Origin of the sequence: Exiguobacterium sp. s193 (assembly GCF_018618755.1) — a bacterium.
GTDB lineage: Bacteria > Bacillota > Bacilli > Exiguobacteriales > Exiguobacteriaceae > Exiguobacterium_A.
Genome location: NZ_JACSMR010000001.1, coordinates 651,419 through 672,458 on the forward strand (window position 1 = coordinate 651,419; position 21,040 = coordinate 672,458).

12 protein-coding genes and 1 riboswitch are annotated in these 21,040 nt (G+C 47.7%); of the genes, 9 read left to right on the plus strand and 3 right to left on the minus strand.

Features of this window, described 5'->3' with window-relative positions:
* Window positions 1–179 precede the first annotated feature (179 nt).
* On the plus strand, window positions 180–983 hold the full coding sequence (locus tag KNQ04_RS03125; protein ID WP_214847223.1) for an SMP-30/gluconolactonase/LRE family protein: 804 nt from the start codon (window positions 180–182) through the stop codon (window positions 981–983).
* A gap of 456 nt (window positions 984–1,439) precedes the next feature.
* Entirely contained in the window at window positions 1,440–2,147 is a 708-nt protein-coding gene (locus KNQ04_RS03130) for an MBL fold metallo-hydrolase (protein ID WP_214847225.1), read from the plus strand.
* 717 nt (window positions 2,148–2,864) lie between these two features.
* Here the strand turns inward: KNQ04_RS03130 and KNQ04_RS03135 are convergent.
* Window positions 2,865–4,472: an alpha-glucosidase gene (locus KNQ04_RS03135; protein WP_214847227.1), complete on the minus strand. Its 1,608-nt coding sequence runs from the start codon at window positions 4,470–4,472 to the stop codon at window positions 2,865–2,867.
* A 165-nt stretch (window positions 4,473–4,637) separates the two neighbouring features.
* On the opposite strand from KNQ04_RS03135, the gene KNQ04_RS03140 reads away from it, so the two are divergent.
* From KNQ04_RS03140 to KNQ04_RS03155, 4 genes are all read left to right on the plus strand, one after another.
* Window positions 4,638–5,825 (plus strand): aminotransferase class I/II-fold pyridoxal phosphate-dependent enzyme, encoded by a 1,188-nt coding sequence (locus KNQ04_RS03140; RefSeq protein WP_214847229.1) that lies wholly within the window; start codon window positions 4,638–4,640, stop codon window positions 5,823–5,825.
* 62 nt (window positions 5,826–5,887) lie between these two features.
* A riboswitch (SAM riboswitch) is annotated at window positions 5,888–5,994 on the plus strand.
* An 84-nt stretch (window positions 5,995–6,078) separates the two neighbouring features.
* On the plus strand, window positions 6,079–7,092 hold the full coding sequence (locus KNQ04_RS03145) for a methionine ABC transporter ATP-binding protein (protein ID WP_214847231.1): 1,014 nt from the start codon (window positions 6,079–6,081) through the stop codon (window positions 7,090–7,092).
* Window positions 7,082–7,747: a methionine ABC transporter permease gene (locus tag KNQ04_RS03150; RefSeq protein ID WP_214847233.1), complete on the plus strand. Its 666-nt coding sequence runs from the start codon at window positions 7,082–7,084 to the stop codon at window positions 7,745–7,747. Before KNQ04_RS03145 ends, KNQ04_RS03150 begins: the two co-directional genes overlap by 11 nt.
* 32 nt (window positions 7,748–7,779) lie before the next feature.
* A complete protein-coding gene (locus KNQ04_RS03155) occupies window positions 7,780–8,595 on the plus strand; it encodes a MetQ/NlpA family ABC transporter substrate-binding protein (RefSeq protein WP_214847234.1) in 816 nt (271 codons plus the stop codon).
* A 1,051-nt stretch (window positions 8,596–9,646) separates the two neighbouring features.
* Here KNQ04_RS03155 and KNQ04_RS03160 read toward each other — a convergent pair.
* Window positions 9,647–10,525 (minus strand): CAP domain-containing protein, encoded by an 879-nt coding sequence (locus KNQ04_RS03160; protein WP_214847235.1) that lies wholly within the window; start codon window positions 10,523–10,525, stop codon window positions 9,647–9,649.
* A 358-nt stretch (window positions 10,526–10,883) separates the two neighbouring features.
* On the opposite strand from KNQ04_RS03160, the gene KNQ04_RS03165 reads away from it, so the two are divergent.
* Window positions 10,884–11,240, plus strand: a complete 357-nt coding sequence (locus KNQ04_RS03165) for a hypothetical protein (protein WP_214847236.1) — start codon at window positions 10,884–10,886, stop codon at window positions 11,238–11,240.
* Between the two features lie 24 nt (window positions 11,241–11,264).
* Here KNQ04_RS03165 and KNQ04_RS03170 read toward each other — a convergent pair whose 3' ends face one another.
* Window positions 11,265–14,012 (minus strand): chitobiase/beta-hexosaminidase C-terminal domain-containing protein, encoded by a 2,748-nt coding sequence (locus KNQ04_RS03170; RefSeq protein WP_214847237.1) that lies wholly within the window; start codon window positions 14,010–14,012, stop codon window positions 11,265–11,267.
* Window positions 14,013–14,773: 761 nt separating this feature from the next.
* On the opposite strand from KNQ04_RS03170, the gene KNQ04_RS03175 reads away from it, so the two are divergent.
* Together KNQ04_RS03175 and KNQ04_RS03180 are read left to right on the plus strand one after the other, a co-directional pair.
* Window positions 14,774–16,807, plus strand: coding sequence for a thioredoxin domain-containing protein (locus KNQ04_RS03175; protein WP_214847238.1), 2,034 nt, complete (start codon window positions 14,774–14,776; stop codon window positions 16,805–16,807).
* A 565-nt stretch (window positions 16,808–17,372) separates the two neighbouring features.
* Complete coding sequence (locus tag KNQ04_RS03180; protein WP_214847240.1) at window positions 17,373–20,963, plus strand: SH3 domain-containing protein; 3,591 nt, start codon at window positions 17,373–17,375, stop codon at window positions 20,961–20,963.
* Window positions 20,964–21,040 lie beyond the last annotated feature (77 nt).

The following is a 21,040-nucleotide window of genomic DNA, read 5'->3' on the forward strand; positions in this document are numbered from 1 at the left end:
ACATACATTATACCTTTTAAGTCATTTTTTTACATACGATTTCGCATGTTTACCATGAGGATAAAAAGGTAAAAAGATATGAGGAAACTTCAGTTAAACTATGTCCATGATATGACGCATTTAACCACACCTTGAATTTTGATTGATTCAAGCAAGACCCGATATAGGAGGAACAACACATGACTGTCTCACTTTTTATTGATGTAGCTTGCAAAACAGGGGAATCTCCTGTCTACGATGCAAAAACGAAACGCTTTTACTTCGTCGATATTCCGAATCAACTCTTCTTTTCATATGATTTAACGACAGAAGCATTAAAACCATTCCAACTGCCTAGTGCAATCACATCGATTGCTTTAACGGATGCGCCGGACTTCTTGCGCGTCACATCGGAGCATGGTTTCGGTACATTTGATGTCAAAGAAGGACATCTTTCGCTCGAGACACAGTTGACGATGCCTGATTCTGATCGGATGAATGATGGCAAGCTCGATCCAATCGGTCAATATGTCGCTGGCAGCATCAACGAAGAAGAGGGGGAGACGGCAAGTCTCTATCGTCTGCGTAAGGACGGTTCGATTGACGTCTTACTCGAAGGGCTTACGAATTCGAATGGACTCGTTTGGTCAGATGACGAACGGACCCTGTATCACATCGATACACCGACAAAAAAAGTCTATGCGTTCGATTACGCACCGGATCAACCCTTAACGAACCGTCGTGTCGCAATCGATTTAGAAGGCGAAGATGGTTTCCCGGATGGTATGACGAAAGACCGTGAGGGGCATGTCTTCATCGCTCATTATGCCGGTTCTTGCATCACACGTTGGAATCTCGAAACAGGCGAAAAGCTCGCACACGTTCCATTTCCTGTGTCAAATCCAACCTGCCCGATCGCTTACGAAGATCGGTTACTCGTCACGACAGCCGCGGACGGTGATGAGTCAGACCATGCAGGTGCCGTATTTGAAGTCACGTATTAAGGTCAGCGTGTAGACAAACTCTTATGAAGCGTGAAGAGAGACAATCCGGTCGCGCTTTCCTGTCTCGCCTCGTCTTCAAAGCGGCAATCGGTCGCGGTTCTAAGCGATTCGAGACGGATTGCGCCCTAAACCGTCTGCATGACCGGCTTTCTGTCACAGTGTTACCTAAAAAGCGTCACGTTTCGTTGACTCCTGCGGGGAAAAGTGCGTTTTTAACGCACTTTCAGAGGCAGGCAAGACCTTGCTCTTTGTCCGTGAGGATCAAGGAGCAACGGCTTGCGCCTCGCCCGAGGAAAGCAACGAAAAAAGACGCTTGATCTCCTGATGGCACTTTGTCTACAGCCTGGTATTAAGGTTGTTTACTCCCTGATGATTCGGGGAGTTTTTTAGTAGACGACTGTACTAAAACAGGCGATACTTAAGTATATGATTATTTAGATGAGGGAGTGAAACCGCATGCGTATCTCAACAATCGAACGACTTCATCAGTTACAGACGACCCCATCCTTTTTTCCTGTGAACTGTTATCTTTTTGAAGAGGCCGACAGTCTGACTTTAATCGATACAGGGATTTCACTAAACGCAAAAGCGATTTATCAGGTCATTCAATCTCATGAAAAACCGCTGCGGTCCATCATTTTAACGCATGCCCATGCGGATCATGTCGGATCACTCGACTTCCTCGCGAGTGCTTTTCCCCTTGCGGAAGTAGCGATCAGTTACCGGGATGCTGCGCTGTTGAGCGGCGACGAATCACTTCGGGAAGGCGAGACGACACCTTTAAAAGGTGGCATTCCGAAAAATATCAAAACCCGTCCCGACCGCCTGCTCGAAAGCGGGGAACAAGTCGGTAGCCTGAGCGTAATTGCGTCACCCGGTCATACGCCAGGTTCCATTTCACTTTGGCACGAGGGAAGCCGGACCTTGATTGCCGGGGACGCATTCCAAACACAAGGTGGCATTGCCGTGTCGGGCGATACCCGTTGGCAATTCCCGTTCCCCGCTCTTGCGACATGGGACAAAAACGTTGCACTGAAATCAGCCGACCAATTAACTGAACTGACGCCGGATATCCTTGCGACAGGACACGGTCCGCTTGTCGTCGCACCCAGTTATGAGATGCGAGAAGCCGTCGACCGCTTCGAACAATTGTTAAAACGCTGATTCCACGACAATCTACCGAACCATTTACCCTGCTTAAAAAGCAGGAAGTGCGGGAATTGAACTACCTCCACCTGCGCTGGGCTTCGCCCTGAGACGCTTAGAGGTGGGAGTATTCTCGCCTGATTTTGATAAAAGCGTCTTTTTTCGTTGCTTTCCTCGGGCGAGGCGAGGAACTGATCGCATCTAGACATAGCGTATTCACTCTTTATAAGAGTTTGTCTACACGCTGAAAGGGACTGACTCAAAAGCGGGAACGACTCTCGATTAAAATGAATCAGTTTTTTTCCATGTGTGTCTCAGGCAAGCATTCAACTATCTTGAACAATAAGAATTTGCATAGAAATGGCCGATGATCCCGTTAAAAGTGGGATTATCGGCCATTTGATTGATGGAGGACGAAAAGGTTCATCCTCGACTCCTATGGGACAAGGAAGCGCGATTCGCATTTCCGTCAGGGATAGGGCAGGACCGCATCAAAATGCGGGCTGCCGCGGCTTACCTCCCACCCATGGAAAGTGAGGATAACAAAACCGTCCGTCACTCAGATTGATGTCGTAGCGACTTTTGAGTCAGCTCCTTCTTTTTTCATTAGCCCGTTCGAAATCAGCGGACCTGACTCTTATCATGACCATCGATCAGGATGTTCTTCAAAACGACAGCACTTTTTCTAGCGTGTCACCTTCTCGTATCTTACGAAGCTGAGACCCTTCAGCTATTTCACCGAACCGTTTGGTACAGACGTGCCTCATAGGGCTGCAATATCTCACCTGCACGCTCTTCATAGTTCGAGAGGAGTAACTGTTCATCCGGTAAGGCGAATGTCGTTTTGACCTCCTCATCATGGACGTTCAAGACGATTCGCCACGTCACCCCCTCGAATTCCCGTTCATAGACGTACAGATACGGATCTTGAATCGCCAAATCACGGTATACCCCGTAGACCATGACAGGATGCTCTTTTCGTAATCGAATCAATTCCCGGTAAAACGCGAGGACGGATCTCGGATCGCTTTCCGCTGCCTCGACGTTAATCGTTTTATAGTTCGGATTGACCGTCATCCACGGTGTCCCTGTCGTAAATCCTGCCTCGCGACTCGCCTCCCATTGCATCGGTGTCCGTGAGTTATCGCGTGCCCGCAGTTGCATCGAAGACAAGACGACTTCCCCTGATTCGCCGGCTGTGACACGCTCTTCGTACTGATTCCGAAACGCAACGTCTTGATAAAGCGAAGCATCAGAAAAGCGGATGCCTGTCATCCCGATTTCTTCCCCCTGGTAGACATAAGGGATACCGGGCAACGTGTGCAACATCAAGCCGAGTAACTTCGCACTCTCGATACGATACCGTTCGCTCCCGAACCGCGTGACCTGTCGCGTATGGTCATGGTTATTCAAAAATTGTGACGCGACCCCTTCCGGATAGAGGGCATCATACCACCGTTTTTGAATTTGCTTAAACCGTGGCAAGTCCATATCTTCCATGTCATCCGCGACTTCGAAATGGAACAGTGTCCGTAACTCCTGCCGCTGCTCACTGACATACAACAGTCCATCTTCCGGACCGACGAATGGAATCTCACCGACCGTAAACAAATCTTTTCCTGCTAATACTTCTTGGTGCATCTCCTGGAGGAACGTATGAATCCCCGGTTGATTTCCTAAATACGACAAGTCGAATGGATTTGCGACATCATCGAACGATGCCCGTTTTTTAATCAAATTGATGACGTCCATCCGGAAACCGTCGATTCCTTTAGCAATCCACCACCGCATCATCGCATAAATCGCTTCCCGGACAGCTGGCTGTTCCCAATTTAAGTCCGGTTGTTCTGCTGCAAACGAATGGAAATAATACTGCTTCCGCGTTTCATCCCACGTCCAGGGACTTGGCGCAAAGTAGGACCGCCAATTGTTCGGTGGTGTCCCTTCCTCTCCGTCATGCCAAATATACCAATCCGACTTGTCATTCGTTTGATCCTGACGTGATGCGTTGAACCAGTGATGCTGATTACTTGTATGGTTGACGACAAGATCAAGAATGATTTTTAAGCCGCGCGCATGCGCCGCCTCAATCAGCTGGTCCAAATCTTCCATCGTGCCGGCTTTTTCCGTGACGCCGTAATAGTCGGAGATGTCATATCCGTTATCCACGTCAGGTGATGTATAACAGGGATTCAGCCAAATGACATCGACACCAAGGGAAGCAATGTAGTCGAGCTTTTCAATCACGCCCCGCAGGTCCCCCATCCCGTCTCCGTTCGAGTCGTTAAAACTCCGCCAGTACACTTGATAAACAACCGCTTCTTTCCACCAGGTCCGATTCATCTTTTCCATCTCCCGTCTAGTAGTCGATCGTTACCTGTCTAGTGTATCAAGAACATCGTCTAAAATCGGATTGTTCTTCTCATTTTTAAGGAATTTTAAAAAACCTCTTTCATTTTAACTGAAAATTCGCTATTCTTGACGACAATACCTGAAGGAGGAACAAAGATGAAACATTTCGCCCCATCGATCGCCATCGATCGCCTGCCCGATCCCGTCTTCGCAGCACTGGCCCAGCGGATTGGTTCCGTTAAAGCTGCAGGACATGACGTCATCACGCTTGGTCAAGGGACACCGGATCAAACGACACCCGTACATATTCTCGATGCTTTAAAGCAAGCCATCGACGATGCAAGCAATCTTCAGTATCCCCCGTTTCGCGGACATGATTTCTTAAAACAGGCCGTCGCTGATTTTTATCAGTCCGAGTTCGGTGTTTCGATTGATCCGGCGACAGAAGTTGCGATTTTGCTCGGAAGTAAGGCCGGCATCGTCGCCCTTCCGCAGACGATCGTCAATCCCGGTGAAGGCGTCATCGTCCCGGACCCCGGTTACCCGGACTACTTATCGGGCGCAGCACTCGCCGGTGCGTATCCGATCACGCTGCCACTCCTTGCTGAAAATAGCTTTTTGCCTGACTATACCTTACTTGATTCGCTTGACGTCGAACGGGCCCGGATGTTGTTCCTCAACTACCCGAGCAATCCGACCGGTGCGACCGCGACAGCAGAAGCCTTTGAACAGACGGTCGCATTCGCTGATGCGCACGACATTTGTGTGGTCCATGACTTAGCATACGGCGGGATCAGCTTCGATGGCCCGACACGAAGTTTCCTCCAGACGGAAGGTTCAAAAGATGTTGGAATCGAACTGTTTTCGCTCTCAAAACGATTCAACATGTCCGGCTTCCGGATCGCCTTTGCAATCGGTAATCCATCCGTCATCGCGAGCATCGAGACGTACCAGGAACACTTATACGTCAGTGCCTTCACACCGATTCAGCACGCAGCGACCGTCGCACTTTCAAGCGATCAAACGTGTGTCCGCGAGCTCAGTGCCCTGTATGAGACGCGACGCGATGCGTTGTTCGGTGCCTTACAGGAAATCGGCTGGGACGGACCGGTGCCCGGCGGTTCATTCTTTGTCTGGCTGCCGGTCCCAACCGGCTTCACGTCCCAAAGCTTCACTGATCATTTGCTCGACGAAGCTCATGTCGCCGTGACACCCGGTCACTTCTTCGGTACACATGGTGAAGGTTACGTTCGGATCAGTTTGATTGCTGATGTCGACCGGCTTGTTGAAGCCGTCAGACGAATCGGTACTCTTCGGTTGTTCCAAACCGCCGTTGCCGAATAATTCTGAAAAAACGTTTGACAGATGGGAATCATTTCCGTTAAAGTAAATCCCAACAGCATAACTACTTATCGAGAGCGACCGAGGGATTAGGCCCAACGACGTCCGGCAACCACCAGTAATGGAACGGTGCCACATCCTACAGAACTTCTTTTGTTCTGAGAGATAAGTTACGAAATTCTACACTTCGTCGCTTTTTTCTGGTTGCTCTCCAACTAGGAAAAAGCGATTTTTTTGTATAGGGAGGGAAAACAGGATGATTGAGTTCGCGCAGATCACAAAACAATTCGTCCGCGACCGCACACCGATTTTTGCATTAAACGATGTCAACTTAACGATTGAACAAGGTGAAATCTTCGGCATCATCGGTGAATCCGGTGCCGGGAAAAGTACACTTCTCCGGTTGATCAACGGGCTCGAGACACCGACGAGCGGTACGGTCACAGTAGACGGAACGAACCTATCACGTGTCTCGAAAACATCTCTCCGGAGGCTCCGCCTCCGGGTCGGCATGATCTTTCAACACTTTCAACTGATTCAGTCCCGCACCGTTGCCGACAATATTGCGTTCGCCTTGAAGGCAGCCGGTGTCAAGCGCAGCGAGTTCCCGAAACGGATTCAGGAATTGACGGCACTCGTCGGGCTAGAAGGATTCGAGACAACTTATCCGAGCCAACTCAGCGGTGGACAAAAGCAACGTGTCGGCATCGCACGGGCGCTCGCCAACAATCCAAGTGTCTTACTTTGTGACGAAGCAACATCAGCGCTTGATCCCGTGACGACACTCCAGATTCTCGACTTACTAAAAGATTTGAATGCCCGGCTCGGCTTGACGATCATCCTCATCACCCACGAAATCGATGTCGTCAAACAAATTTGTCACCGCGTCGCCGTCATGGCCCACGGAGAAGTCGTCGAAGTCGCTTCGACTTACGCCATATTTAGTCAAGCACAGCATCCGGTCACAAAACATTATGTCGATACAGCACTCCAAATCGAGCTACCGGAACGGATTTTACGGGCGACACCAGGTAAAGTCATCCGGCTGCAATTCACAGGTGAAAAGACAGGTGAGAGCACACTATCAGAAGCTATCAAACAATTCGACATCGCAGTCAGCATTTTGCACGGAAAGGTCGACTATATCCAGGATGTCGCGTTTGGTGTCTTGATTGTCAGTTTGACCGGCCCGACGCTGCAGGTGAATCGTGCCTTAACCTGGCTCGAAGCACAGTTACATGCAATCGAGGTGATTCAAGATGTCGCTTGAACGATTTACGACGATGCTGCCTGACTTAACGAAAGCGCTCGGCGAGACGGCCTTCATGGTCGGCATTTCACTCGCCTTCGCCATTCTCATCGGGATTCCGCTCGGGATTTTATTATTCATTACCGACCGCGGTCTCTTTTTCCAAAACATCATCATTCGTAGTACGTTAGATTTTGCCATCAATATCGTCCGCTCATTACCGTTCATCATTTTACTTGTCGCCTTGATTCCATTGACACAGTTCATTACGAAGACGACAATCGGTCCTGCTGCCGCCTCGGTGAGCTTGAGCGTCGCCGCGATTCCGTTTCTCGCCCGGCTCGTCGAAACGTCACTCCGTGAAATTCCACCCGGCTTGATTGAAGCAGCAGAAGCGTGCGGGGCGAAACCGCTCCGTATCATCATCAGCGTCCTCTTACCGGAAGCGTTACCCGGAATCATTCAAGGCTTGACGTTGACATTAATCAGCCTGATTGGATTTTCAGCGATGGCCGGCATCGTCGGTGGCGGCGGAATTGGTGACCTCGCCATCCGGTTCGGTTATTACCGCTATGATAACGTCGTCATGATCATGACGATTGTTGTGCTCGTCGTCATCATCCAAGTCATTCAAGCACTCGGCAACCGGTTTGCCCGCGTCGCAGATAAACGATAACTAAAAATAGAGAACCTAAGGGAGAGATTACGATGAAAAAACGATATGCCTTTTTAGCAACAGGATTATTAGGAGCAAGCATCTTAGCCGGATGCGGTGACAGCAGTGCCAGCGAAGACACAAAATCAATCAAAATCGGTGCGACGAGTGGTCCATACAGCGATATGGTCAAAGAAGCGATTCAACCCGGACTGGAAAAGAAAGGCTACAAAGTCGAAATCGTCGAATTCAGTGATTACATTCAACCGAACCTTGCCCTCGGAAGCGGTGATATCGATGCGAACCTGTTCCAACACTCGATTTACTTAAAAACGTTCGCGAAAGAAAAAAATCTCGACCTCACAGGACTGATCACCGTTCCGACAGCACCGATGGGATTATACAGTAAGTCCTATAAAACGTTGGACGACGTCAAAGAAGGTGCTGAAGTCGCGACACCAAACGATCCGACGAACCAGGCACGTGCTCTGAACCTGCTCGCCGACCAAGGGTGGATTGAATTAAAAGCAGACGCCGATCCACTGACTGTTTCCGAAAAAGATATCGTTAAAAACCCAAAGAAACTTGTCATCAAACCGCTTGAAGCAGCCCAGCTCCCACGCGCCGTCGAAAGTGTGGATATTTCAGCCGTCCCTGGAAATTTTGCACTTGCTGCGAAGTTCGACTTACTGGATGCACTCGCACTCGAGAAGATGGACGAGCAGTACCGGAATCTGGTCGCTGTCAAAACAAGTGATCAAGATAAACAACTCGCAAAAGACTTGACGGCCGTCGTCCAATCGGATGCTTTTAATGATGTAATTGAAAAATCATTCAAAGGATTCAGTAAACCGGACTGGGCGAATTGAGCGGCAGCGTCTGTGTCACTTTTACAAAAAGACCTTTGTCTTGTCTACTCCCCGAAGATAAATGATATAAAAAAGAATCGGACGGCACCAACTCCTTTTAACAACAGGGGTGTGCCGTCCGTTTTTTCAATAGTATCTCTGTTACTCGTCGCTCATCCCCTTCCCGAATCGTCTTTCTCGTTACTTAAATCGATTTGTCCGTTTCCCGTCGCTCCTTCCCTTCCCGAATCGTCTTTCTCGTTACTTAAATCGATTTGTCCGTTTCCCGTCGCTCCTTCCCTTCCCGAATCGTCTCCGAGCGGCAAGCCTTCGCGCCGCTTCGTTTCACTGCAGGGTCGCGCTTGCTTGCTCTTTCGCTCGAAAGCGATTCGTGTCAGGAAACGCGACGAATCGCAGGCTTTCTCAGGTCCTCTTCTATTAGAAAGCCTAAAAAGATTCGCTGCCACGTGACTCCTACGGGAAAAAGCGCAAGGGTCGCTTGCGCTGTCAGAGGCAGGCGAGACCCTGCATCTTGACCTGTAAGGGAAGGGGCAACGGCTTGCGCCTCGCCCGAGGAAAGCACGGGAAGCAGGAATCTTTTCGCCTCCTAACATTCATTCACGCCGACTGACACCACGTATTTTCTGATTCGTAGAATGTGTCGACCTCCCTTTCCGAATCGCAGGCTTTCTCAGGTCCTCTTCTATTAGAAAGCCTAAAAAGATTCGCTGCCATGTGACTCCTACGGGAAAAAGCGCAAGGGTCACTTGCGCTGTCAGAGGCAGGCGAGACCCTGCATCTTGACCTGTAAGGGAAAGGGGCAACGGCTTGCGCCTCGCCCGAGGAAAGCACGGGAAGCAGGAATCTTTTCGCCTCCTAACATTCATTCACGCCGACTGACACCACATATTTTCTGATTCGTAGAATGTCTCGCTTGCGCCTCACCCAAGGAAAGCATGGGAAGCAGGAATCTTTTTCACCCCGTGAACTCCTTCACCCGGGATCCAAGACAAACAAAAAGCCTAGGTTCCCGTTAAAGAGAACCTAAGCTTTACTTTAGTTTGTGCTAGTTTCACGGTGTTCTAAAATTAATCGTGAAGTATGGTGCATCTTTTCTAAAGGCTACGCCGACATCCGCTTGTTTGAAACCACTTTGCATGATGTTCTCACGATGCCCTTTCGAGTTCATCAATCCCCAATGCGCAGCAAACACATTCGGATAACCCATCGATAAGTTTTCACCCGCCATCGAGAATCGAATGCCTTCCGCCTTCATCCGGTCGAATGGATTACGACCTTCCGGATCCGTATGCGAAAAGAAATTGTTTTTCGCCATGTTTTCACTGTGTCCACGCGTGACCGGTTTTAATGCTGTATAAGGAGACAAGGCTCCTTTGTCGTATTCCGCACGTTCCCAGTTCATCAAACGCAACATCAACTTTTCATCCGTCGTCCGTAACGCTTTTGAAGCAGCACCGTAAAATCCTTCTTTTTTTGCTTCGACGTCTTTTGGAATCGCAAGCGTTGCTTTGACCCTGTTTTTATCATGCTGATCGAAGAAATATGTCACGTAGTTATCTTTCTTTTCATAGACAGCTGCATGATCGAGATTCAGCATGTAGTTCGTATTTCCTTTACGGTAGGACTTGACGGCCTTCCAACCTTTTTTCGCAAGTGTCGCTTCCGTATCTTTATTTAACGTCGCGCCTTGTGTCTTCGCGCCGTCCCGGAAACGATACTTTCCGTAATCTTTCCCGTCTTTCGTCAGGGCGACAAATTCTTCTGTCGACGTCCGTCTGACTTCCCACTTGTATCCTGGGTACTCACTTGTATATTGAGCAATGAGCTTTCCCCCACTTTTCGGGTACTCCGCCTCCGCTTGTTCGATTGGAACATTTTCGCAACCAAAGAAAACGAGTGCTATTACCCCAAGGATTAAAACTTTTTTCATCCTGTCGGTCCGCCTCCTTTTTTCTTGCATTACCCTTATTTTAAAAGAAATTTGAGCATTCGAACAGTCTGAGCCTCGCTTCTGGAAAAATCACACGATTCGACAATCTTCTTCACATTTTCGACACATCTTTATCTAGCAGTTCATAAAGGTCTGACATCTTATTCCAAAGCCGTTCTCAATCCATTATCATACAGAAAATAAACTATTTTTACCTCTTGTTTAATTGTGCGAACATTCTTTTATTTTAAATCTTTTCAAATGTAGTTGCCGTCCCGTTATCGCCTCGCTAATATTAGGAATCGTAAGGAAAAAATTCTGGTTCACCGATATAACCTTAATGACAAAGGAGTATGCCATGATTCTTCTCTATTTCATTTACGAATCGATTGATTTTCTAGCGATTCAGCAGTATTTATTTTCAGGTTGGATGATTCTCGTTTTGTTGACCGTTTCATTCAGTCTTGCGAACGCGCATGAGGAAGTCCACTATAGCCAACGTTTCGGATTTGAATTGCTCGTTCCTGGTGTTGGAAACCTGCTACGAAAGAATTTTGTTCTTGGTCTCGCCACGATTATTGTCTTAATCATCATCCACTTCATGTACATGTTCCGTATTCTCCCGCTTGAAACAGCACTACTACTCACGTTTTCAATCAGTTGCCTTTCTTTCTTGTCACTCTTTATCCGAAGACAGAAAAAAGCGGACCGCTAAGTCCGCTTTTTTTAATCGTTTCGATTAATACTTATTTGTTTCTTTCAATTTGTAACCATTCGATAATTCTAACCAAACCGTGTTTCCTTTTTTCGTTTTTACATGAATGTATGGACGACCTTGAGAAACGCGTAATTCAAGCAGTTCACCTTGCTGATCGGCATGTGTCTCACTTGCTTTGTCCCAGTTGCCGGCAAGCTTCCGTTCGATAAAGATATGTTTCCCTTTTTGAACGGCACGCCATTTTCCGATTTCCGCTTTCCCGTTGACAGCTTTCGCACTTTCCATCCCTTGAATTGAAATGATCGCCGGATCGTGATCGCTTGCGCTTCCGTCCGCTTCCATATAATCCGAGTTGATGTTGACGATATCTGATGACGTATACGGTTTTAAGTTTTTCGAAATTAAGATGTGGTCGAGTACTTGGGCATTCCCGTTGTAGACGTATGAATAACGTTCTGATTTCGGAAGATCATCGACCGTGTTCCACAAGTTATCCCCTTTGAGGATGTCGAGTGTTTTCGAGAACTGGAAGTCGTTCAAGTCACCGAGGACGACGACGTTCGAGTCTTTGACTTCCGTCTCCAGTTCATTGACGAAATCTTGCACGATGTTCGCAATCGCGTGACGTTGCACTTCACTCTTCCGGACGACCGGCTGGTTTTTACCGAAGTCTGCTCCGTCGCCGCCTTTTGAATTGAAGTGGTTGACGATGACATGGTACGACTCGCCTTTAAAGAGGAACTCACCGACAAGTGGTTTCCGCGAGCTAGCGAAGTTCGGATCCATCGGTTGAATGCGTCCCGGGTTACTCGTCAACTTGCCGTTTTCGACCGAGACGGCTTCCGTCGCCGTTCCTTTTTGACCCGGTGCAAGCGAAACGCGTTCCGGGTTATACAAGAATCCGACACGGATGTTTCCGCCCGGCTGACCCCCGTCTTTTTTATCTTCTGGCGCGATGTCTGTGTACGCATATTTGACGCCCGTTTTCGCTTCGATTGCTGCGATCAATGTTTCAAACGATTTCGAGGCATCGACGGTTCCGCTATCAACTGCGCCATCGTTATCCTGCATTTCTGTCAAACCGACGATGTCTGGTGTTTTGAGGAAAGTTGCGATTCCTTCAGAAACACGATCGACTTTTCCGGCATCTGCTGTCGAAGCAAAGTTCTCGACGTTATACGATGCGACCGTCAAACGCGAATCGCCTGTTTCGATGTTCGTCGGCTGACGATCGACTTCACTCGTGACGAGTTTTGGAAGGTCGGCTGCTTTTGACAAGACTTTATACGCGGAGTAGTTGTAGCTCATGACCCCTTCAATCGTTCCTTCAAAACGGTCACCTGATTTAGCACGGTATGACGAGCTTCCCATCTCGACGAAGAGACGTTCCGGGTTAACATTGTCTGCCGTCAAGATTGGTGTCCCGCGTTTCGTGTAGACTTTATCTGCTGTTTGCGTCCGGACAGGGATCGTCCGGTTTGCTTGTGGTCCTGTGACGATGGCGTTCGGAAGTGCGACACGCATTCCTTCGACACTTTCATACAAATCGATTGCGTCTTCTTCCGGATCAAAGTTTGCGAACGCATCGTTATCGACGACGTCTGTCGGGATTAAGACCCCATCACCGCCGAGGACGATGCTTGCAGGCAATCCTTCATTCAGTGCGCCTTTGACAAGGTTGACAGCACTGATTTCCGTTACCGGGAGATCCGTATCGAATTTATCGCTGTATCCGCCTAAAATCCATTCCTTGACGTAACCTGTCGTCGCGACTTTTTGTCCGACAGCAGCCCCGTGGTTTTTCGAATAGACTAAAATTCCCTCAGATGTCTTACTGTTGTTATCCGGATTCGGATCTTGCATGTAGAAGTTATTTGCATCCACGACATACGTGACGACACCTGTCGTCCGGACGAGATCATTGGCATAAGGAGATGTGTGTGCAATCCCCTGAATGCTACTGATTTTTGTGATTGGTGGTGCGATGTAGTACTTGAACGTCGAAACGGCTGATGTTTTGCCTTCTTTGACGACAACCGCTTGAATCGTCAGTTCTTCGTTGATTGTGATCGGCTCCGAGTAAACCGGACTTTCCGCTGTCGGTGTTGATCCATCGACTGTATAGTGAATCGTACCTTCGCCCGAAAGCGTGACTTTATCGCCACGTTCGACTTCGCCAACCGGGTCAGCCGTTGGTGCAACGAGAATATCTCCTGTTTCTGCTTTATGTGACCCTAAATCCGTTAATGTATCGACCGGGAAGCTTGTCCATTGTGACGGTTCATATGTTTTTGAACCAGTCGTCACGTTTGTGTTTCGGACGAGTGTCGTATCTTTCGCAAAATCCGTACTTGAACCGACTGGTCCGATGATATCGAGGATGACATCTCCTTTTTTCAACGCAACGGGATCGTTTCCGTTGAAGTTCAGTGACCCTGTCGTCTGTTGTGCTTTTGCTTTAATGTCAGCATTCGCGCTTGAGTTTGCGATGACAAATGTTTTTCCTGGATCAAGTGTTCCAGAAAGTGTGATTTTTGATTCAGACGGTCCACCGTTCGTATACTGTACGAGTGTATAGTCAGCGAGATTGATGATTTGACCTGAACCGTTGTAGATTTCAATCGCTTTATTGTTGCTTGATCCTTCTATGTACTCTGACAGGATGACGCCTTCGCCTTCTGCCCCTACGATGATGCCTGCTTGCGGAAGAATACCTGCTGTTAATGCCCCGACCAATGCCCACTTACCAAACGTACTTCCGTATTTCATGATGTTGACCCCCTATTGAATTTTCTGACACTTCTTTATAATATCAGATATATTTTATAAAAGTGTATAATTTTCGTAAAAAAAGACGTCATCCTTCGTAAATGATAAAAATGGTATCGCTTACAATAATTTATCGTTCGTCTTTATTCAGAATATTTTTTTGAGGTCTCCAGTAAAAACAAGTCCTAACATCTTGAGCAGTCTAAAAAACGGCATAAAAAAAACGCCTTTTCAGCGTGTATCAATCGTTCATTTTTGGTTGTCATCGGAATCGGGGACACAGGTGATCAAAACACCTGAAACGACGAAAGCCCTACCTCTCTTTCGTTGTTACGGCTCCTTGGCCGCGCCAGCTGAATCAAGCGTTTTAGCAAGAATCAAGTTGCGTATTAGGTTACGCATGTACTGGGATTTTTAGAGTTTCGCTCGGCTGAGCTGAAAAGTATCGAATGGAAGGTTTATCTTGCTGGGTCAACTTCTTCCCTTAGAAGAAGGACAAAATAAAAGCGATGACTTATGTCTGACTTGTTCGTCAGTTTAAGGTCTAAAAATCCTGACCTGATTATTAAATTGTGTATTGTGGGTTAAAGATTCTCACATGAGTGATCATCCCCGATTCATGACAGTTATTAATGTAACACAAAACATTTTATAAAGTCAATCTTTTTCTCTAGATTTCTTTTACTAAATCAAGTTGATACTGATCATAGAAATCGCTATCGTAAAGATATATATACTATAGAAGAAACGAGGTACGCATCATGCCGAAGAACCGCTTAATTCATGAATCAAGTCCTTATCTGCAACAACACGCTTCAAATCCCGTCGACTGGTATCCATGGGGGGAAGAAGCGTTCGCGGCTGCCCGTGCTGCAAATAAACCGATTTTTTTATCAATCGGTTATTCGACCTGCCATTGGTGTCACGTCCTCGCCCATGAAAGTTTCGAAGATGACGAGACGGCGGCAATGCTTAATCAACGGTTCATCTCGATTAAAGTTGACCGGGAAGAACGTCCTGACATTGATCAAATCTACATGACGGCAGCTCAAATCATGAATGGGCAAGGCGGATGGCCGCTCAGTGTCTTCATGTCACCGGACCAAATACCCTTTTACATCGGGACCTATTTTCCGAAGACACCCCAATTCAATCGGCCAAGTTTTCGCCAGGTCCTGCTCCAATTGAGTGAACACTATCAAACGAATCCGCAAAAAATCAAACGGGTCAGTGAAAACATCGAACAAGCCTTACGTGATGTCAACGGAAGCAAACCACCCGACGAACTCGAAGAAACCCTCCTGCATGAGACGTTTGATCAAGCGATGCGGCAATTCGATGTCGCAAATGGCGGGTTCGGCGGTGCACCGAAGTTTCCCGCTCCGTCACTCCTGACCTTTTTACTCGATTATTACCGGTACGCCGAAGACGAAACCGCACTTCAAATGGTTATGCGGACACTGACGGCGATGCGGGATGGTGGAATCACCGATCAGGTCGGATTCGGATTGTACCGGTACGCCGTTGATCAGACGTGGACGATCCCGCATTTTGAAAAGATGCTTTATGATAACGCCTTATTTGCGACGCTTTGCCTTGAAACGTATCAGGCGTCCGGCAAAGAACGCTTCAAGCGGTACGCAGAAGAAATTTTCTTGTATGTCGAACGCGATTTACTGTCGGACGACGGTGCCTTTTATTCGGCGGAAGATGCAGACAGTGAAGGACGGGAAGGACTGTTTTATACGTTTACGACGGATGAGCTCGAACACCACCTTGGAGCAGATGCCCTTTTCCCACGTTACTATCATGCGACGGCTTCAGGTAATTTTGAAGGACGCCATGTGTTTCACCGCTCGAATCAACAATTGACGACGTTCGCAGCAAAAGTTGGTTTACCAGTTTCGGAAGTCGTCCGCCGACTCGAACAGGAACGGCGACACTTGCTTGCGATCCGCTCGGAACGAACCCGTCCGTTTCGCGATGACAAGGTACTGACGTCTTGGAATGCCTTGATGATTTCAGCGTTCGCAAAAGCAGGGCGGATCCTAAACGAATCCCATTACACGTCCGTCGCAACACGTGCCATCCGCTTCATCGAAGAACATCTCTATGAGGGTGACCGCTTACGGGTCAGTTACAGGAATGGTCATGTGCAAGGAGACGGGTTTCTCGACGATTATAGTTTTCTGACGGAAGCTTATCTCGAGTTACACCAAACGACTCAAGACGTCCATTACTTGAAACACGCGATCCATTTGACTGACGTGATGATTTCAGGATTCGCTGACCCATCTGGCAGTTTTTTCTTCACTTCAGACAGCGCTGAACAACTTCTGCTTCGACCAAAAGAACTCTATGATGGTGTCACACCTGCCGGAAACAGTACGGCAGCTTTAAATCTGTTCCGGTTGTCCCAATTGACGGGTCGCTCGACCTATCTTGAGCTTGTCCACCAAGTTCTCCAGTCGACTGTCGACGAGATGAAACAACAACCGACCGGATATGCGTCGCTGATCAGCGTCTATTGCCGGATCATGATGCAGCCGCAAGAATTAATCATCTTGACCGACGACATGCCTGCAGTCGCACCGTACCTGTCACGCCTCCACAACAATCGTCTCCCGGAACTTGCCCTGCTTGTCGGCACACGACACGAACTGATGCAAGCAGCTCCGTTCATCGCTGACTATTCTATGTTGGATGATCGCCCGACCGCCTATCTGTGTCACGATTTTACATGTGATCAACCAACGACCGACCTCGAACACGTTTGCCACCAATTAGAGATTTAAACTTGAACCCTTCTGTCTTGTAAAAACAGAAGGGTCAGCGTGTAGACAAAGTGATATCGGAAGATAAAAGCATCTTTTTTCGTTGCTTTCCTCGGGCGAGGCAGGTGAATCACGCGCTTTTTCATGTAGGAGTCAACGAAACGTGAGGCTATTTAGGTAATACCGTGAGGGGAATCCAGACATGCAGACAGTGTAGAGCGCACTCCGTCTTGAATCGCTTTTAAAGCGAAAAGCAATCGGTCGCGCCCCTGCAGCTTTGCTGTAGCGGCGCGGAAGATTGCCGCTTTGAAGACGAGGCGAGACAGGGAAGCGCGAACGGATTGCTTCTCGATGTCGCATTTTCACGCTTCATAAGAGTTTTTCTACAGTCTAATCCTTCTGACTTCTAAAAACAGAAGGGTTTTTCAAAATTCTAAACCCCTCATTTCAAAAAAATTCTAATTTTACTTTAGATAAATGTTTTATTGTCGATAGTAGAGATAGGAACACTTATCTTACACCTTAGAATCGACATCCTAGAGCCCGAAACGTCTTCGGACGAATTCTAACTAGGAGGAACTACTCTTTGAACACGACACTATTCACGAAAACCTTGAAGATGCTCGTCTGCTTCGTCATGGTCCTCGGCGTATTGTTTACGTATACTAAATCACCTGAGGCTGCTACGACGAAAGCGACGACTTATCGCCTGTCTACAGATACTTATCTGTACGACCGGACGACATCTTCCCGGAAACGCTTGTTGACGATCAAGACCGGAACAATCGTTTCATCCACGTATGTGTCTACTTCTGGCTATTTCAGAAGAGTAACGTACGGTGGAAAAACGGGATACGTCGCGTCAAAATATTTAACACCCTACTATCAAAAACAAACGATTAGTGGGCAACGCTTCGCCGTCTCAAAACAGATGACACTCCATCAATCGGCGACGACAACAGCAAAAACAATCGCGACATTACACGCGAACGACGTCTATTATACTTCGCAAAAGGTCATTAATCCTTATGGTGAAGTCTGGTACCGCGTCAAGTACGACGGAAAAACAAGTTACATCCAAGCGCTCAATGCAAATCCGATCAGCTATCAACGGTTAACGGATACGTCATATGAGACAACGGACGCGTACAGCCTCCGTCAATACGCAGGAACAGGTTTCCCACGTGAACTCGTTGTCCCAAGTGGCACTACTTTAAAAACGACTGGGCGAATCGGGGATTGGTACAAAGTCGCATATGCCGGGAAATCCGGTTACATGTACAAAGAGGCGTTCACCGGTGCATCAAAACAAAATGTGACAGTCATTCCCGAGACGACGTTCAAAACAAAATTGACGACGTCACTCTATGACGCAACAGACTTAAGTAAAAAATCACTGACACTGATTCCGAGTGGTTCACTCGTCAAGTCGACGACAAAATCAGGTCTCTACCACCGTGTTACATACAACGGAAAAACGGGCTATGTATTAACGACAGCACTTGCTGAGTACACGACGACTGCCAAGTTGTCATCTTCTCGCTTCCTGCTTGCGAAGACGATTGAAATCAAGTCGACGCCATCAAGCAGCAGCACGACGAAAACAACCTTTACCTCAGGTGACGTCTACTATACGAAATATGTAGTGACGAATGCGATTGGTGAGCAATGGCACAAAGTATCGAAAGACGGTCAGACCGGTTACGTCAAAATCAATCAAGGGACAGCGATTTCTTATAAATCGAAAGCCGTTTCTTTGAAAACGACGTCTACGACACCGCTCCGTTCATATGCCGGTCCTTCTTACGCTCCTGTCAAAACGATTCCAAGTGGAACGGTCATCGACATCAAAGGACAAATCGGGAACTGGTATAAAGTTTCGTATGACGGAAAATCCGGTTATGCGGCAACGTCCATGTTCACGAGTCAAATCACAAAACAAAAAATTTCCGGTGCACGTTTCAAACTTGCGATTGCAACTGCCATCAAATCAGCACCTGCGTCTTCTGCCTCGACACTCGCGACATTCGATAAAGAGGATATCTATTATACGACGCAACTCGTCACGAACGGTTCGTCGAAATGGCACCGTGTTAAAAAGGATGGGAAAACAGGCTATATTCCAGTTGGACAAGGAACACCTGTCTCATACAAGTCAGAAGACTTAAACGTTAAGACAACTGCGTTGACGTCACTCCGTTCGTATGCTGGTTCATATGACACGGTCAAAGCGATTCCAGCAGGGACAATCTTAAAAGTCACAGGTAAGATGAACGAATGGTATAAACTTTCATTTGACGGTAAGTCAGGTTATGCTGACTCAGCGACGATGACCGAATTGATCACGAAGCAATCATTATCGTCTTCACGCTACATGTTATCAAAATCCGTCGAAGTCAAAACGAATCACCATTCGGCAGCTGAGACATTAACAACTTTATCGCCCGGGGACATCTACTACACGACACAGCTCGTCACGAATGGACGGGATGAGCAGTGGCACCGCATGTCGATCGATGGAAAAACGGGATATGTCAAAATCAACCAAGGAACACCGGTTGTGTATAACAGTTTGCCGTCCCATCAATACGAAGCAACAAGCAACACACCAATCCGCTCTTATGCCGGACCCTCATACGCGACACTAACGACAATCCCAACCGGAACAGTCGTGACACTAAGCGGTCAAATCGGCAGTTGGGTAAAAGTGAACTACAACGGGAAATCCGGGTATGCTTCGATTGCTACACTCGAAAAAAATACATCATCAAAAAAAATCAGCGGTGCCCGTTTCTTACTGAACAGTGCCATCGCGGTCAAAACTTCACCGGACGATACCGCCGCTACTGTCACGACGTTAGGCTACGGCAATGTCTATTACACGACAACTCTCGTCACAACCTTTACGAACAGCCAGTGGCATAAAGTCTCGATCGATGGGAAAACCGGGTACATCAAACTCGGTCAAGCGACATCACCGATCAGTTACACAGCAAAAGATAAGCTTTTCGTCCGGGCGACAGCGCCAACTGTCCTCCGTTCATACGTCGGGAATTCGTACAATGAATTAACGACGATCCCAGCAAACGTCGTCCTCAGTGTTACAGGGCAGATTGGGAGCTGGTATAAAGTCAGTTACAATGGAAAAACGGGGTATGCGTACAATGGTTCACTCGTTACGACATCGTCAAAATTGAACGTCTATAATTCGATTGCGACACCTTTTACATTCGACAGCTTCATCAGTGCACAGATGAAATTATATCCGGCACCACAAACGGATCTCTACAAAAATAAAGTCATGTATGTCAGTGCTGGTTATGTCCGTCTCGGTGGTTCACTTGATCCTACCTATGGAACACTTGCAACCGTCACAGCAACGACGCCGCTCAACATCCGTTCGGGTGCGACGACGGCAAGTCATATTTACGGACAATTCCAACCGAACAACATGATTCGTGTTTACCAGAACGTCAGCGGGTTCTATACGACGTATCCACGCGTCTACAGTTCTGCTTCGAACTACTCAACGATTCAATGGTTAAACGCACTTGAGTCGGACGTTCGCGATATCGCAGATCCATTAAAAGTCGATAAAAACTCACAAGCTTTCTTCCAGTTCCTCGACTTGTCGAAATCGACTGGAGCGACAGCGGCAACACTCGATACAATGTTAGCTAAAGTCACGAAAGGTGCAGGCATCTTCAACAAGTGCAGTAATGGCAGTTGCGGTCAGGCCTTCATCGATGCCGGCACGAAATATGGCGTCAACGAAGCATACCTCATCTCACATGCTTTGCTTGAAACAGGAAATGGCACGTCACGACTTGCGACAGGTGTGACATGGAATGGACGGACCGTCTACAACATGTACGGTATCGGTGCTTATGACTATGATGCAATCAATACAGGTGCAGCATATGCGTACAGTAAAGGCTGGTTCACACCGGAAGCCGCAATCATCGGCGGTGCTGAATTCATCAGTACGAAATATATCCACAATGAATACGATCAAAACACGCTCTACAAGATGCGTTGGAGTCCGATGCGTCCTGGTTCTCACCAGTACGCGACAGACATCGGCTGGGCATCAAAACAGACGGCCCGGATTTATAGCCTCTATCAACAGATGGAAAGTTATACGGCAGTCTTTGATATTCCCGTCTTCGCTCGGTAATCGCTCAGACACACCCTAACGAATACGAAAAAACGCTGTTTCCGCAACTGACGGAAACAGCGTTTTTACTTTGACCA